14 protein-coding genes and 1 pseudogene are annotated in these 16,083 nt (G+C 59.9%); 11 read left to right on the forward strand and 4 right to left on the reverse strand.

Annotated elements, in window-relative coordinates; all coding sequences use genetic code 11:
- Positions 1 to 424: 424 nt before the first annotated feature.
- Positions 425 to 1,057 (forward strand): annotated as a pseudogene (locus tag MAMT_RS11735) (acyl-CoA desaturase); the annotation flags it as partial.
- 280 nt (positions 1,058 to 1,337) lie between these two features.
- Here the strand turns inward: MAMT_RS11735 and nifV are convergent.
- The gene (nifV, locus tag MAMT_RS10180; RefSeq protein WP_246186649.1) at positions 1,338 to 2,633 is read right to left on the reverse strand and encodes a homocitrate synthase; all 1,296 of its coding nucleotides are present in this window, start codon (positions 2,631 to 2,633) and stop codon (positions 1,338 to 1,340) included.
- A gap of 400 nt (positions 2,634 to 3,033) precedes the next feature.
- Between nifV and nifH the strand changes: the two genes are divergently transcribed.
- From nifH to MAMT_RS10225, 9 genes are all read left to right on the forward strand, one after another.
- Positions 3,034 to 3,921, forward strand: a complete 888-nt coding sequence (nifH, locus tag MAMT_RS10185) for a nitrogenase iron protein (protein WP_018292023.1) — start codon at positions 3,034 to 3,036, stop codon at positions 3,919 to 3,921.
- A gap of 96 nt (positions 3,922 to 4,017) precedes the next feature.
- Entirely contained in the window at positions 4,018 to 5,493 is a 1,476-nt protein-coding gene (nifD, locus tag MAMT_RS10190; protein ID WP_142660927.1) for a nitrogenase molybdenum-iron protein alpha chain, read from the forward strand.
- A gap of 54 nt (positions 5,494 to 5,547) precedes the next feature.
- Positions 5,548 to 7,128: a nitrogenase molybdenum-iron protein subunit beta gene (gene nifK / locus MAMT_RS10195; protein ID WP_142660928.1), complete on the forward strand. Its 1,581-nt coding sequence runs from the start codon at positions 5,548 to 5,550 to the stop codon at positions 7,126 to 7,128.
- A 27-nt stretch (positions 7,129 to 7,155) separates the two neighbouring features.
- Complete coding sequence (gene nifE / locus MAMT_RS10200; RefSeq protein WP_142660929.1) at positions 7,156 to 8,541, forward strand: nitrogenase iron-molybdenum cofactor biosynthesis protein NifE; 1,386 nt, start codon at positions 7,156 to 7,158, stop codon at positions 8,539 to 8,541.
- Between the two features lie 25 nt (positions 8,542 to 8,566).
- Positions 8,567 to 9,952, forward strand: coding sequence for a nitrogenase iron-molybdenum cofactor biosynthesis protein NifN (gene nifN, locus MAMT_RS10205; protein ID WP_142660930.1), 1,386 nt, complete (start codon positions 8,567 to 8,569; stop codon positions 9,950 to 9,952).
- Positions 9,949 to 10,356, forward strand: a complete 408-nt coding sequence (gene nifX / locus MAMT_RS10210) for a nitrogen fixation protein NifX (protein WP_142660931.1) — start codon at positions 9,949 to 9,951, stop codon at positions 10,354 to 10,356. The genes nifN and nifX overlap by 4 nt, the downstream gene beginning before the upstream one ends.
- Positions 10,353 to 10,826 (forward strand): NifX-associated nitrogen fixation protein, encoded by a 474-nt coding sequence (locus MAMT_RS10215; protein WP_142660932.1) that lies wholly within the window; start codon positions 10,353 to 10,355, stop codon positions 10,824 to 10,826. Before nifX ends, MAMT_RS10215 begins: the two co-directional genes overlap by 4 nt.
- A 6-nt stretch (positions 10,827 to 10,832) precedes the next feature.
- On the forward strand, positions 10,833 to 11,405 hold the full coding sequence (locus tag MAMT_RS10220; protein WP_142660933.1) for a nitrogen fixation protein NifQ: 573 nt from the start codon (positions 10,833 to 10,835) through the stop codon (positions 11,403 to 11,405).
- Between the two features lie 19 nt (positions 11,406 to 11,424).
- Entirely contained in the window at positions 11,425 to 12,285 is an 861-nt protein-coding gene (locus MAMT_RS10225; protein WP_142660934.1) for a sulfurtransferase, read from the forward strand.
- Between the two features lie 87 nt (positions 12,286 to 12,372).
- Here the strand turns inward: MAMT_RS10225 and MAMT_RS10230 are convergent, their stop codons facing one another.
- The gene (locus MAMT_RS10230) at positions 12,373 to 12,891 is read right to left on the reverse strand and encodes a hypothetical protein (protein ID WP_142660935.1); all 519 of its coding nucleotides are present in this window, start codon (positions 12,889 to 12,891) and stop codon (positions 12,373 to 12,375) included.
- Positions 12,892 to 13,117: 226 nt separating this feature from the next.
- Here MAMT_RS10230 and MAMT_RS10235 point away from each other — a divergent pair, with 226 nt between their 5' ends.
- Positions 13,118 to 13,408 (forward strand): type II toxin-antitoxin system prevent-host-death family antitoxin, encoded by a 291-nt coding sequence (locus tag MAMT_RS10235; RefSeq protein ID WP_142660936.1) that lies wholly within the window; start codon positions 13,118 to 13,120, stop codon positions 13,406 to 13,408.
- A 286-nt stretch (positions 13,409 to 13,694) separates the two neighbouring features.
- Here MAMT_RS10235 and MAMT_RS10245 read toward each other — a convergent pair whose 3' ends face one another.
- Both MAMT_RS10245 and nifA read right to left on the reverse strand, forming a co-directional pair.
- The gene (locus MAMT_RS10245; RefSeq protein WP_142660937.1) at positions 13,695 to 14,276 is read right to left on the reverse strand and encodes a Uma2 family endonuclease; all 582 of its coding nucleotides are present in this window, start codon (positions 14,274 to 14,276) and stop codon (positions 13,695 to 13,697) included.
- Positions 14,277 to 14,368: 92 nt separating this feature from the next.
- A complete protein-coding gene (gene nifA, locus MAMT_RS10250) occupies positions 14,369 to 15,952 on the reverse strand; it encodes a nif-specific transcriptional activator NifA (protein ID WP_142660938.1) in 1,584 nt (527 codons plus the stop codon).
- Positions 15,953 to 16,083 lie beyond the last annotated feature (131 nt).

The following is a 16,083-nucleotide window of genomic DNA, read 5'->3' on the forward strand; positions in this document are numbered from 1 at the left end:
CCGCATCGCGGAGCTTCTCGACTATTTGCGGTTGCGTGTCTCTTGATCGAAAGCGGTCGGGCCAAATCTGAATTTTCTCCGAAAACGTAGCCGAGTGCACGGCTCGGGTGGAGGTTGGAAAAGGGAGGTCCGGCAACCGGCAGAAGCCGAAAGGAAAACCAATCGACTTTGACCGGAAAAAATGGCTGTAAACCTGAAAGCTTCCAGGATATCTTTTTTGTAAAGGAAAGCTGGTTTTCTTCGAAGCGGAACTGCAACTTGGTGAACGCACTTATGACAACGGCAGGAGGCCCTTCTCTCCTTTTAACCGGATTCCGCCTTCCTGCCTTGGTGCGTCGTCATGACAACTGCGGGTGAAACTAAACATATGAATTGGCCGACGAGCATTTTTTTGATTTCCACCTTCATTCTCGCTTTAACCGCGATGCCCGCTTACGCCTTTTTCTACGGCATCGATTGGTACCAGTGGACGGTGTTTTTCGGCTTATTCATCGCGACCGGATTGAGCGTCACCCTCGGCTATCATCGCCTCTATTCCCATCGAGCCTTTCAAGCAAAATGGCCGGTGCGCCTCTTCGTGCTGCTCTTTGGGGCCGCCTCCTTCGAAGGATCGGCGATCAGCTGGGTCTCCGACCATCGGTATCATCACAAGCATGTCGATCACGACGAGGATCCCTATGATATTCGCAAGGGGTTTTTCCACGCGCATATCGGATGGCTTCTCGTGAAGCTCCAACCGGTGCGCTCACTGGACAATGTGAAGGATCTGCTGTCCGATCCTCTCTGTCGATGGCAGAACAAATATATGGTCCCCCTGGCATTCCTGGTGGGCTTCGGCCTGCCGACGGCTCTGGGAGCTCTTCACGCAGGATGGATTGGGGCCTTGGGCGGATTCCTGGTCGGGGGCGTCACCCGGGTGGTTGCCGTGCAGCAGATGACGTTTTTCATCAATTCGCTCTGCCATATGGTGGGTGATCAGCCCTATTCGTTTCGGTGCACCGCTCGGGACAGTTGGATCATGGCGCTGTTTACCTTCGGAGAGGGCTACCATAATTTTCATCATGAGTTTCAGCACGACTATCGCAACGGGGTAAAACCGTGGCAGTGGGATCCGACGAAATGGACGATCTGGCTTCTGAATCGGATCGGGCTCGCCAGTAACCTGCGGCGGGTTCCCGCGGAGCGGATCCTTTTGGCGGAACTCGTTGCGGCCCAGAGCAAGATCAATTCCCATCTTTCCCGGATCTCGGCTCAGGAATCCATGTGCCGTATCGCGGCGGCTTGGCATGAATGTTTGCGTCAGGTGGCCGCCTCCCTCTCCGCCTACCGGGAAGAGCTCAGTTCGGCGATCGATGAGAAAAAGCGCCTCTCGCAAGAGGCGCTGCACACGATCCGGCAGGAGCTCCAGCTTGCACTGGCTCAATTGAAGCTGGACATGAAGCTGGACGTGGGCCGGATGGCCTCCTAGCCTGCATTTCCCGCGGGCCTTCTCCAACACTTGGGGTGCAGGCGGTGCGGGTGGTGGCAGCCGAGAGGAGCTGGAGGAGTTCCGATCGCTGGGGTGATCGCTTCCATTCGGTGACAAAATCGGCAATGGGTTGGCGCAGCGCTTCGGCTTCGGAAAGCGAGAGGTCGATCCCCAGCCGCTGATAGCCCCATTGGATCGCCCGCGGACCGGAATGCTTGCCCAAAACGAGTTCGTGGGAGCGGCCCAGCTCCTTCGGATCGAAAGCCTGGTAATTTCGCGGATCCTTGAGCAGGCCGTCGACGTGGATTCCCGATTCGTGGGTGAAGACGGTGCTGCCGACAATGCTTTTTGCCTGGGGAATCGGACGTCCCGAAATTTGGGCCACCAGCGCTGAAAGAGGAGGAAGAGAAGCGCTCGGTACGCCGCAGTCGATTTGGCTGCCGTAGCGGAGGGCCGCCACCACTTCTTCGAGAGGAGCGTTGCCCGCCCGCTCGCCAAGCCCGTTTACAGTGACGCTGATGTGCGTTGCCCCCGCCCGGTAGGCCGCCAGGGAGTTGGCCGTCGCCATTCCCAGGTCGTCATGCGCATGGATCTCGAGATCGAGATCCACCGCGCGACGAAGCTTGCGGATCGACCGGAAGGTCGAGAAGGGATCGAGGATGCCGAGGGTATCGGCGAATCGATAACGAGAGGCACCGGCGGCTTGGGCGGTCTCCGCGACCCGGAGGACGAAATCCAGGTCGGCGCGCGAGGAGTCTTCTCCCCCGACCGCCACCTCAAGTCCGAGATCAATGGCTTCCCGGACGAACCGGCGGACCGTTTCCAGAACCCAGCCGCGGGATCTTTGCAGCTTTTTCTCGATCTGGAGATCGGAGACCGGGACCGAAAGGTTGGCAAAACGGATGGGCAGGGCCTGGATCGCTGCCAGATCGGCCGGGTGCATTCTTCCCCAGGAGATGAGCCGGCAGCAGGGATCGGCGGTTGCCGCCATCGCCCGGAGGGTCTGTCGCTCCGTCTTGCCCATGACGGGAATGCCCGCCTCGATCTCGGGTACTCCCGCGGCAATGAGGGCTTGGACCAGGCGGAGCTTTTCCTCGCGCGAGAACGCGACACCGGGAGCCTGCTCTCCATCCCGAAGCGTGGTATCGACCAGCCGAGGAGCCATTCGAACTTTTGGGGGATGCGCCATAATTTTGTTTCCAGCAGGAAGCATGCCATCGAGGGGCCCGCACGCATGGGAGCGCCCATGGCTGAGGCCCTGTTCGTTTCCCGACATTTTCTCTCCGTTTGTTGCCTTTAGCACCTCGCCGACCGGAGTCACGCAAGAGAGGTAGGGGTCCGATCCTCCTCCCTGCTCCCAGGCCTCCGCCTTACTCGACATCGGCCTTTTTTCGGTGCACGGCAGGGGAAAACCAGAGGAGCATCACCGAGAGGTCGGAGAGGATCGAGAGCTCGCAAATAGATTGGCACGTGAGTTGCTCGCAAACGAATTAAGCGCCGAAGGGTGAGAGCAGGAAACGATCGCCCTCGGGAAAAAAGGACAAAGAAAACAAGGGAGATCCACAATGAGCGAATTGCGACAAATTGCCTTCTATGGAAAGGGAGGGATCGGGAAGTCGACCACTTCCCAGAACACTCTTGCCGCTTTGGCGGACCTGGGACAGAAGATCCTGATCGTCGGTTGCGATCCGAAAGCCGACTCCACCCGGCTGATCCTCCACTCGAAGAATCAGGACACGATTCTCCATCTGGCCGCGGAGGCCGGAAGCGTAGAGGACCTCGAGATCGAGGATGTGATGAAGGTCGGCTATAAGAACATCCGCTGCGTCGAGTCGGGCGGGCCCGAGCCGGGGGTCGGATGTGCCGGCCGAGGGGTCATCACCTCGATCAACTTCCTGGAGGAAAACGGGGCCTACGAGGGAATCGACTATGTCTCCTACGACGTCCTCGGCGACGTAGTCTGCGGTGGATTCGCCATGCCGATCCGCGAGAACAAGGCGCAGGAGATCTACATCGTCATGTCGGGCGAGATGATGGCGATGTACGCCGCCAACAACATCTCCAAGGGAATTCTCAAGTACGCGAATTCCGGCGGGGTGCGGCTCGGCGGACTGATCTGCAACGAGCGACAGACCGATCTCGAGTTGGAGTTGGCGGAAGCCCTGGCCGCCAAGCTCGGCACGACCCTCATTCACTTCGTGCCTCGGGATAACGTGGTGCAGCATGCCGAGCTCCGCCGGATGACGGTGATCGAATACGCGCCCGAGTCGAAGCAGGCCGAGGAGTATCGGATGCTGGCGAAGAAGATCCATGAGAACAAGGGGAATGGAGTGATTCCGACGCCCATTACCATGGATGAGCTCGAAGACCTGCTCATGCAGTTCGGCATCATGAAGCGGGAGGACGAATCGCTGGTGGGCAAGACCGCGGGAGAAGCGGTTCTTTGCGCGTAAGATAGAACGAGGGATTGGCCGGCTGGGTAGGCGGTTTCCCAGCCGGCACTCCTCTTGCATGGGAGGAGAGATCAAACTGCGGAGGAAAAGAAAATCATGAGCCTGACAACGCCTGCGGTAGAGAACAGCCAAGAATTAAGCGCCCGGAACCGTGAACTGATCGAGGAGGTGCTGAAAGCCTACCCCGAAAAGGCGGTCAAGAAGCGTGCGAAGCATTTGGGAGTGCTCGAAGAGGGGAAGCCCGATTGCGGGGTTAAGTCCAACATCAAGTCCCTGCCCGGAGTGATGACGATCCGGGGCTGTGCGTATGCGGGCTCCAAGGGAGTGGTATGGGGTCCGATCAAGGACATGATCCACATCAGCCACGGCCCGGTCGGCTGCGGTCAATACTCCTGGGCTTCTCGAAGGAACTACTACATCGGGACAACCGGTGTGGACACTTTTGTGACCATGCAGTTCACGACGGATTTTCAAGAGCGCGATATCGTCTTTGGCGGCGACAAGAAGCTTGCGAAATCCCTTGAGGAGCTCCAGGAGCTCTTTCCTCTCAACAAGGGCATTACCATTCAATCCGAGTGCCCGATCGGCCTGATCGGTGACGACATCGAAGCGGTCGCGAAGGCGAAGACCAAGGAATTCAACGGGAAGACGATCGTCCCCGTGCGTTGTGAAGGATTTCGCGGGGTCTCGCAATCCCTCGGCCACCATATCGCCAATGACAGCATCCGCGACTGGGTGCTCGATAAGACGGCCGGGAAGGAGCCCGAATGGGTCTCTACTCCGTACGACGTCGCAATCATCGGGGACTACAACATCGGGGGGGATGCCTGGTCTTCCCGAATCCTGCTCGAGGAGATGGGTCTCCGAGTGGTCGCGCAATGGTCGGGAGATGGAACGCTCAAGGAGCTCGAACGGACTCCCAAGGTGAAGCTGAACATCCTCCACTGCTACCGCTCGATGAACTACATCTCCCGCTACATGGAGGAGAAGCACGGGATTCCGTGGGTCGAGTACAACTTCTTCGGTCCGACGAAGATCGAGGAGTCGCTTCGGAAGATTGCGAGCCACTTCGACGACAAGATCAAGGAAGGGGCGGAGCGGGTGATTGCCAAATATCGTCCGATGGCCGATGCGGTGATCCAGAGGTTTCAGCCGCGCCTCAAGGGCAAGAAGGTCATGCTCTTTGTCGGTGGACTGCGCCCGCGGCACGTGATCGGGGCGTACGAAGATCTGGGCATGGAGGTGATCGGGACCGGCTACGAGTTCGGCCACAACGACGACTACCAGCGGACGACCCACGATGCGAAGGATGGCACCCTGATCTACGACGACGTGACTGGATACGAGTTCGAGAAGTTCGTGGAGAAGCTCGAGCCCGATCTCGTGGGATCCGGCATCAAGGAGAAGTATGTCTTCCAAAAGATGGGAGTCCCCTTCCGCCAGATGCACTCTTGGGACTATTCGGGTCCCTACCACGGCTATGACGGGTTCGCCATCTTCGCGCGGGACATGGACATGGCGATCAACAATCCGGTTTGGGGATTGACGAAGGCGCCCTGGAAGAAAGGGTGAGCGCCGCAAGCAAGGCCTCGAGAAGCAACAGACAACGAAGGAAGGGAAGGCGATATGGAGACAAACGGAGAGACCAAGAGTCAGAACGCGGAACACGTTCTCGACCACTTTCACCTGTTCCGGCAGCCGCAGTACTTGGAAATGTTCGAGCGAAAGAAGCGGGAGTTCGAGGACCCGGCCTGCGCCGACGAGGTCGAGCAGATCCGCGAATGGACGAAGACCAAGGAATACCGCGATAAGAACTTCGCTCGCGAGGCGATTACGATCAATCCGGCGAAGGCCTGTCAGCCCTTGGGGGCGATCTTCGCGGCGGTGGGCTTTGAAGGGACCCTGCCCTTCGTCCACGGCTCACAGGGATGTGTCGCCTACTTCCGGAGCCACTTCAGTCGGCACTTCAAGGAACCAAGCGGTTGTGTCAGCTCCTCGATGACCGAGGATGCGGCGGTCTTCGGCGGGCTCAACAACATGATCGACGGACTGGCCAACAGCTACGCCCTCTACAAGCCGAAGATGATTGCGGTCTCCACGACCTGCATGGCCGAGGTGATCGGCGACGATCTCAACTCCTTCATCAAGAACGCAAGAGATAAGGGCAGCGTTCCGCAGGACTTCGACGTTCCGTTTGCCCATACCCCCTCATTCGTAGGTAGTCATATCACCGGGTATGACAACATGATGAAGGGGATTCTCGAATACTTCTGGGACGGGAAGGCCAAGACGATTGCGCCCCTCGAGCGGAAGCCGAACGAAAGAATCAACCTGATCGTCGGCTTCGACGGCAACGTAGTCGGCAATATGCGGGAGCTGCGACGGATCCTCGAGCTCATGGGTGGGGACTACCTGATCGTCTCGGACAATAGCGATGTCTGGGATACGCCGGCCGATGGGACATTCCGCATGTATGACGGCGGTACGAAACTCGCCGAGATCTCCGAGGCGCTCCATTCCAAGGCAACCATCTCGATGCAGAGCTTCTGCACACCCAAGACGTTGCCTTACATCCAAGGGAAAGGACAGGAGACGGTCGGCTTGCACTATCCGATCGGAGTGGCCGCGACGGACCAGTTCCTCCAGGAAGTCTCTCGCCTCTCGGGGCGTCCGATTCCCGAGGCGCTGGAAAAGGAGAGAGGCCGATTGGTCGATGCCATCGCCGATTCGAGCGCGCACATCCACGGAAAGCGGTTTGCGGTCTATGCCGATCCCGACGTGGCGCTCGGGATTGCGGGTTTCCTGCTCGAGCTGGGTGCGGAGCCGGCGCATATCCTGGCCACGAACGGCGATGCGGCCTGGGAGCAGAAAGTGCGAGAGCTTCTCGACCACTCTCCCTTCGGGGCGGGCTGCCAGGTTTACCCTGGCAAGGATCTCTGGCACATGCGCTCGCTTCTCTTCACCGAGCCGGTCGATTTCCTGATCGGGAACACCTATGCCAAGTATCTCGAGCGGGACACGGGAACGCCGCTGATCCGGTTCGGATTCCCGATCTTCGATCGGCACCACCACCACCGGTTTCCCGTTTGGGGTTATCAGGGTGGACTCAACGTGCTCGTTCGGATTCTCGACAAGATCTTTGACGAGATGGACCGGAACACCAACGTGCCGGCGAAGTCCGACTATAGCTTCGACATCATTCGGTAGGAGAAAGGGTTTCGAAGGGAGTTCCGGATGAGCAGCGTTTCGGAGAAGGTCCAGGCGGTCTTCCAGGAACCCGGTTGCGCCAAGAACCGGGCCAAGTCGGAGAAGGAGCGGAAGAAGGGCTGCACCAAGCAGCTCCAACCAGGAGCCGCCGCCGGAGGCTGCGCCTTCGACGGAGCGAAGATCGCTCTTCAGCCGATCACCGACGTGGTTCATCTCGTCCACGGGCCGATCGCCTGTGAAGGAAATTCCTGGGACAATCGGGGGTCCAAGTCCTCCGATTCCCATCTCTACCGGATGGGCTTCACGACTGATATCCGGGAAATGGACGTGGTCTATGGGGGGGAGAAGCGCCTCTTCCGGGCGATCAAGGAAGCGATCGACCGCTACGATCCTCCCGCGATCTTCGTCTACCAGACCTGCGTGCCCGCGCTCATCGGCGACGACATCGAAGCCGTCTGTCAGGCGGCCAAGAAACAGTTCGGGCGTCCGGTCGTCCCGGTCCAGTCGCCGGGCTTCGCCGGAAGCAAGAATCTGGGCAACAAGCTCGCGGGAGAGGCTCTGCTCGATCACGTGATCGGGACCGAGGAGCCGTCCTACACGACTCCTTACGATGTGAACATCATCGGGGAGTATAATCTGGCCGGAGAGCTCTGGCAGGTTCAGCCGCTTTTCGATCAGCTCGGCATTCGAATCCTGGCCTGCATATCGGGGAACGCCAAATACCGGGAGATCGCCTCCTGCCACCGGGCGAAGGCGACCATACTGGTCTGCTCCAAGGCGATGATCAACATCGCCCGGAAGATGGAGGAGCGATACGGAATCCCCTTCTTCGAGGGATCCTTCTATGGGATCTCCGACATGAGCGACGCCCTTCGGAACTTGGCCGGGCTCCTGGTTCGCCAGGGGGCGCCCGGAGAGTTGCTTTCGAAGACCGAACTCCTGATCCGGCGGGAGGAGCAGAAGGCTTGGGAGAAGCTGAAGGTCTATCAGAAGCGGCTTGCCGGGAAGCGCGTGCTTTTGATCACCGGAGGAGTCAAGTCCTGGTCGGTGGTCTCCGCTCTGCAAGAGGTGGGGATGGAGATCGTAGGAACGAGCGTCAAGAAGTCGACCGAGGAGGACAAGGAGCGGATCAAAAAGGTCATGGGCGAAGAGGCGCATATGATCGAGGAGATGACGCCTAGGGAGATGTATCGGATGCTCAAGGAGGCGCGGGCGGACATCATGCTCTCGGGCGGCCGTTCGCAGTTCGTCGCCTTAAAGGCGAAGATGCCTTGGCTCGACATCAACCAGGAGCGCCACCATGCCTACGCCGGGTACGAGGGAATGGTCGCGCTGGTGGCCGAGATCGACCGGGCTCTTTACAACCCGGTCTGGCAGGAGGTGCGCCTTCCGGCTCCTTGGACGGAGGGGTAGGCAACTCATCGGAAAAAGAGGGAACGTGGCCGAAGTCGTAACTTCCAAGAAATCCTGCAGCGTAAGCCCGCTCAAGATGAGCCAGCCCATCGGCGGGGCTCTCGCCTTCATGGGCCTCCACGGCTGCATGCCGGTCCTGCACGGCTCGCAAGGCTGCACCGCATTCGGACTCGTCCTCTTCGTTCGCCACTTTCGCGAGATGATCCCGCTGCAGACCACGGCAATGAATGAGGTCACGACCATTCTCGGCGGGATGGAGAACATCGAGCAGGCGCTGTTGAACATTGCTCAGCGCGCCAAGCCGCAGGTCGTCGGGATCTGTTCGACCGGCCTGACGGAGACCAAGGGGGAAGACATTGTGGGCTACCTGAAGCTCATTCGGCAGCGGAGACCGGAGCTCGCCGATCTTCCGGTCGTCTACGTCTCGACCCCCGACTTCAAGGGAGCCTTTCAGGACGGCTGGGGGAAGACCATTGCTCAAATCGTCGAAGAACTGGTTGTGCCCGCGACGACGCGAAACGAAGATCAGATCAACCTTTTGGCAGGAAGCCATCTGACTCCCGGGGATCTGGAGGAGATCCGGCAGATCGTCGAGTCCTTTGGCTTCCGCCCCATCCTCTTGCCCGATCTGTCGGGCTCCCTCGACGGTCATATTCCGGAAGATTTCACGCCGACCACTCTCGGGGGCACCCGGCTGGAAGAGATCCGCGCCATGGGCTCTTCCCGGGCGACGATCGCTTTGGGGGAACAGATGCGAGGCGCGGCCTTGGCGCTCGAGATGAAGTGCGGGGTTCCGCATATGCTCGTCGATCGTCTCATGGGACTCCGGTCGGTCGATCGCTTCTTCCGGCTTCTTGCCGAGCTTTCCGGTCGCCCCGTGCCGCAGATCTATCGCCGGCAGAGGTCGCAGCTCGTCGATGCGATGCTCGACAGCCACTTCTTTCTCGGCGGCGTGAAGGTGGCGATCGGTGCCGAGCCCGATCTCTTGCAAAACGTGGGCCATTGGCTTGCCGAGCTCGGCTGCAAGCTAGAGGCGGCGGTTTCGACGACCGAATCGATCGTCTTTTCCGACTTGCCGGTCGAGCGGGTGCGGATCGGAGACTTGGAGGATCTGGAGCGGGAGGCCCTAGGGTGCCAGCTTCTGCTGACTCATTCCCACGGGCGCCAGATGGCCGCTCGGCTACAAATTCCGTTTTACCGGATCGGTCTGCCGATCTTCGACCGGCTGGGCGCGGCCCACCAACTGCTGGTCGGCTATCGGGGGAGCCGGAACTTCCTTTTCGACGTCGCCAATCTGCTGATCGCGGCGCGTGAGGAGGAAGAAGAATATCATCGCCTGCCCGAGCGCCGCTCTCACGCGGAAGAGGCTCGGGCATGCCAATGCCAAGGGGAGGAGCGGAGCGCGGGATGAAAGTTGCCTTTGCGACACAGGACGGGATTCGGGTCAATGCCCATTTCGGTTGGGCCAAGACGATCGCAATCTACGAGGTGGATGAGACCGAGGCGCGCCATTGGAAGACGGTCGAATTCTCCGGAGATCTCGAAGAAGACGGAAACGAGGACAAGCTCGAAGCGAAGCTGGTTGCAATCCAGGATTGCGCGATTCTCTATGTGGCGGCGATCGGAGCCTCCGGCGCGGCTCGGGTGGTCGCGCAGAAGATCCATCCGGTGAAGGCAAAGGATCTGGAGCCGATCCGGGAGATTCTCGAAAAGCTGCAGGAGGTGCTTCGGGGCACTCCGCCGCCTTGGCTGCGGAAGGCTCTGGCGAAAGGAAAGGCAAGAACGTTCAATTTTGAGGAAGAGAGGGAAGGATGACGACAAGTGCGGTGGAAAACGGAGTGAGTGAGTTGCGGGAAGCGTTTCTGCGCGAGCTCGTGAAACAGCAGCGGGCGCAGGACACCTATGGAGTCTGGGACGGAAAGAAGGACGAGGAGCTGCTCGCACCCTTCATTCTGGATGCCGCGAAGCGGAAAGAGATTCCGATCGTGGGCGATCCCGATCCGGAGACCCTCGAGCGGGTCGAGATGTTTTTCAACGCCGTGGGGCTCACCATCGAGCGGAAGACCGGAATCATGGTGATGCCGATGATGACCATGCACCATGAGGGCTTTGGGAAAATGGTGCTTCTGGCGGGTCGGCTCGCACTCGTCAACAAGGTACTGCGGGATGTACACCGCTTCGGCTTTCCCACGCAGGAGAAGCTCGCGGAAGCGGGGGAAAAGTATGTCACTGCGGCTCTCGAGATGGTCGAAAGGTTTCCGGAGGTCGCCCGGTTCGGAGGATAAAGCGCCGTGGCTGCCTGTGCGATTGCGCCCTCTTTCCGGTCCGTCCCCAGCGCGGCTCGCCCGTTCGGCTGCGCGACGGAGTGCCACGAGAAGGAGACGGCGGTTCTCGGTCAGGCAGTGCGGTATGTCGTGAAGCGGTTTGCCTCGGCGGGCAGCTTCCCCTCCGTCCCTCGCCTTGGTCTCGACCAGGAGTCGTTCAAACGGCTCCTCGCCGCCTTTCGGCTCGAATCGACTCCTGCTTGCGAGGCCGTCAGCCCCCCGGAGGATTTTTGGGAGTTGACTTCTCTCCTGATCGAGTCTGGAGATGGGTCGGAGGAAACCCGCTGGGTAGCGCATGCCGTCGCCACGGCCTGCCTGGCCGATGACCATCTCTGGCAGGATCTGGGGCTTCCGGATCGGAATGCGCTGACTCGCCTCCTGGAGCGTTATTTCCGTCCGCTTCGCGAGCGGAACGTCGGAGAGATGCGGTGGAAGAAATTTTTTTACAAGCAGCTCTGCGAGCGGGCAGGATTTCAGGCTTGCAAGGCGCCGAGCTGTCGGGAATGCAGCGATTATCCCACCTGTTTTGGGAAGGAATAGGAAAAACGAAAAGGAGAGAATGATGACAACGATTGCCTACGCTCATCCAGAGAAGCTGGTCGAAACCGAATGGTTGGCAGAGCATCGGAACGATCCCGGAATCCGGATCGTGGAGAGCAATGAAGACGTGCTTCTTTACGATACAGGGCATATCCCGGGGGCGGTTCATATCGACTGGCGTCGCGACCTGCAGGATCAGATGGTCCGCGACTACATTACCCCGGAAGCCTTCGCGGCGCTCTGTCGCCGAAACGGCATCACGCCGGATACGACCTGCATCTTCTACGGAGACAAGTCGAACTGGTGGGCCTGCTATGCGCTGTGGGCCTTCGAGCTTTACGGCCACCGGAATGCCAAGATTCTCAACGGCGGGCGGGATAAGTGGGTCCGCGAAGGAAGAGCGCTGACTCGGGAAAAGCCTTCCTATCCCGAAGCGGCCTATCCCACGCCGGCCGCCCGCAGGGACGGGGAGATCCGTGCATTCTACGAACAGACCCTTGCCCACCAACGCGCAGGCCTGCCTCTGATCGACGTGCGAAGCCCCGGCGAATATACGGGCGAGCTGCTCCACATGCCCGAGTATCCGCAGGAAGGCGCTCTCCGCGGCGGTCATATCCCCGGGGCTAAGAGCATGCCCTGGAAGACCGCGGTGAAGGAGGACGGCAGCTTCAAATCGGCGGAAGAACTCCGGAAGATCTATGAAGGGGATTGTGCCCTGACTCCGGACAGCGACACGGTCGTCTACTGCCGGATCGGCGAGCGGTCGAGCCATACCTGGTTCGTGCTCACTTACTTGCTCGGCCATAAGAAGGTGCGCAACTACGACGGATCGTGGACCGAGTGGGGCAACAAGGTCGGCGCACCTGTTACCCGACCGTAGCCGCCTAGTTGTTCGTTCGCTGAACCGGACTGTGTAGCGCGGTCGAGATCTTTCTCCGGCCGCGCTCCGCTCCCTTGCTCTGCTGCTTCACAAGCGTTCTTCGGCAGCTTGCGAGACGGGCAGGCAAATGCTCCATTCGGCGGACAAAGCCGCGGGGGAGGCGGCACATCCCATTCGCCGAGCCGGTTTGTCCTTCTTCCGATCGAGAAAGCGAATGGCCGCGTAAGCGCCCACGGTCGGATAGTAAGGTTTGATCACTTCCCCGTTGAGCGCGAAGTGATCCAGTGGTTGCGTGGGACCATGCCGCTCGATCTTGATGATGGCATCGGCTCCGTGCTGCCTTGCCAAGGAGACTGCCTGCCTGGAGGCCCAGAAATATCCTAGGTAGGAATTTTGGAGCCCTCGGACGTAGCCGAGCAGAACGTAGCGGCGGTTCGGGAAGGTCCCGTATTGCATCATCCCATAAATCAGCCTCCCGGTCCCGCTGCCCAGCGGGCCGGAGATCTGTTCGGCCGGATACCAACGAGCGAAGAGTGGCTCATCGGCATTGGCTTCCCGAGAGAGAACGGAAGAGACGACGAAAAGCAGGATCAGAACTCGTTTCATGAATCGCGGCTTGGCCGCCTCAATGGTATATTCAATCTTATCTGCAAGACAAGGGCCGTTAAGGGGCTTGGTGGCGGTAGTTCATTCTCTGTCTTCCCGGCGGACGACGCGTGGCAGGTAACGGAAACGCCATGCTTTCCGCGGCAACGACTGGCGTCACTGCTCCATGGAAGCCGGCCTAAGGATTCGCGATAGGCGCTTTCTTTGAGAGATCTGCGCGACTAGCATGACGATTGTAGTGTCCAAAGCCCGGAAAGAAGCGGGTAGCATCGAGGTCTGGAGTGTCGCGAAAGCCAAGGCGAAGCTCAGCGAGGTGATCCATCGTGCGCTGTCGGACGGCCCGCAGACGATCAGACGCAAGGGCCGCAAGGCCGTCGTCGTGGTCTCGGCCGAGGAGTGGGAGCGCAAGACTAGGCGCACCGGCAATCTCGCCGAGTTCTTCGCCGATTCGCCGCTCTGCGACGCCAAGGTGAAGATCGAGCGGCTCAAGCACGGTCAGCCGAAGGTCGATCTGTGAGCTTACTTCTGGACACCAGCGTCGTGTCCGAGTGGGTCAAGCGGTGTCCCGATCCGGGCGTCGTCGCCTGGCTGGAGAAAGTCAACGAGGACCGCGTGTTCCTTGAGCGTCGTGACGCTGGGCTTCGAATCAAGCGGTCGCCCCCATAATCCGTATCGCGCTCTTTGTCCGCTGCTCCTCCGTCAATCCGTTGCCGCTCAAAACAGGGAGGGGGCACTTTCTTTATGTGCCGGCCAGAGCGTCGGCCAAGTCGATCCGAAAGTGGCGTGGGAGGAGCCGAGCCTCTCTATTCCAAGCCGATCGCCCGCCGGATGCTCGGTAGATTCAAGGAGAAGCCCGGCAGGAGGGGGGTGGTTAAAATGTTCCCGAAGCTCTGGACCGCCACGGGGGTTTGCCGGTTCTCGCCGAACCAGTAAATCCGCACCGACTCCTCGTCTAGATCAAAAATCCAGTATTCGGCCACCCCCGCTTCTCGGTAGATCTCCACCTTGTCCTTGAGATCGATGCTCCGAGTCGAAGCCGAGAGCATTTCCGCCGCGAGTGCGGGAATCACTCCTTCCTGGACGTTCGCCTTGCCGCGCCACCGGCCGAGCTGGTCGTTTGGGAGGAAGCAGAGGTCGGGCACGACTCCTTCGTGATCCGCGTCCACGATCCCAGGGAAAGAGAACGCAATATTGCGTCGCACGATGCCGCGACGCTGCTCCCGAAGGTAGAGTGCCATCTCCATCTCGATCTTCCCGGCCAAGCCGCTATGATCCGCCGTTTCCTCCGTCAGGATCAAATTCCCGTGGATGAGTTGGCAATATTCCCCCACGGGAGTCGCCGGCCAATCCTTGCTCGTCTGAGGATCGCAAGCGGTCGTCGGCATGATGACCGCCTCCCTTTCGCGATCAGCGATAGAGCTGTCTTGGATGGGCGGCAAGACGGACTCGGGCTACCGGCGGAGCGCAAGAGTTCGTCTCAAAACTTCTTGATGGGGATCTCGTATTTGCGAAGCGCGTAACCCAGTTGGCGAGGGGTAAGATGGAGCAGCCGGGCCGCCTTGGCCTGAACCCAGCCGCAGCGCTCCATCGCCTCGAGAAGCTGTTCGCGCGCACCCGTAGGCGAACGAACCAGGCTTTCCTTTTCCAGGCCGTTCTTCTCGGCCGGAATCGGAAGGGTCACCACCGGAGTCGAGACGGGGGTAAGCTCATGCTTCCAGAGGAGGGAAGAGGGGCACTGATTGTGCTGGCAGGCGATGCTGCTCCCGTCGATCAAGCCCGAAGGAGCGGAATTCGCCGCGCGCTCGAGGCAGTTCTGCAGCTCGCGGACATTGCCGGGCCAATGGCAGCGGACAAGAACGTCGAGGGCCCGGCTGGAGATAGAGAGTTGCTTTCCGAAATCGTCTTCCATCTTCTTCAGGAAATATTCGACGAGGAGGGGTATGTCGTCGGCTCTCTCCCGCAGCGGAGGCAGGAAAATGCTCACGACGTTGATGCGGTAGTAGAGATCGGAGCGAAACTCTCCCTTGAGTACCGCTTCTTCCAAATTTTTGTTGGTCGCGGTAATGAGCCGGACATCGATGTGGATGGTCCGGCTGCCCCCTAAGCGCTCGAACTCCCGTTCCTGGAGAACGCGCAAGAGCTTGACCTGCACTGCCGGGGAGATGTCCCCGATTTCGTCCAGGAAAAGGGTTCCTCCATGAGCCAACTCGAAGCGTCCTTTGCGCTCGTGGAGGGCGCCGGTGAAGGCACCCTTCTCGTGGCCGAAAAGCTCGGACTCGAGCAGGGATTCGGGCAGGGCGGCGCAGTTGAGCTTGATGAAGGGGCCGTTTTTCCGGGGACTGAGAAAATGGAGGGCGCGGGCGATGGCTTCCTTCCCCGTGCCGCTCTCGCCGCGAAGGAGCACCGTGGAACGGGTGGGCGCCACTTGATGGGTCAACGCGATCACCTCCTGCATCCGTTTACTTTGACCGACCACATTTTCGATCCGGTGCTTGGTCGCAAGCTCGGTCTGGAGGCGATCTCTTTCGGCGACGAGGCGGTGTCGTTCCTCGGCGACCTTGTCGCGCAAGCGGATCGTTTGACCCATGAGGGCGGCGATGAGCTGAAGGAGCCGGGTATCCTCCCGGAGCCTGGCGGAAGCTCCCGCTGATCGCCGCTCGAGGATCAGCACGCCCAGGCATTCCCTATCGTGGAGGATGGGAATACCCAGGAAGGAAATCGGGGGTCCCTTGCGGCGAGGGAAGCCGGAGACATAGGAGGCGAGAAGAGGTTCCTGCGTTTCGTCCGGGACCGCTGTCGGAAATCCGGTCTTTTGAATGTATCGGACGACGGGCCCTGCGCCGGCCATCCGATCGGGACCAAGCTGCTCTTGGGGAAAGCCGAGCCATGCAAGAGCACGCAGCGTCTCATCCCGGCCCAGGATGACCATCCCGCGCTCCATCCCGAAGTAGGTGGCCAAAAGCTTGAGAACGCCGCGGAACGAATACTCCAGATCGAGGGAGGAGTTGAGCAGCTTGCTGATCTCGTAGATTGCGGTGAGTTCCAGGTTGATCGGTTGCATCGTATCAGGTTTGAGCCCCGATCCTTGAACGGTGCTCTTCAGCTAGCCGAACTTCCGCTGTGTGGTATCGCAAGTGACTGCAGCAGAACGTTAAGAGTTTTTCGTTCTGCCTACATGGCCCATTTGGGCGG

This window comes from Methylacidimicrobium tartarophylax (genome assembly GCF_902143375.2).
GTDB classification, from domain to species: domain Bacteria; phylum Verrucomicrobiota; class Verrucomicrobiia; order Methylacidiphilales; family Methylacidiphilaceae; genus Methylacidimicrobium; species Methylacidimicrobium tartarophylax.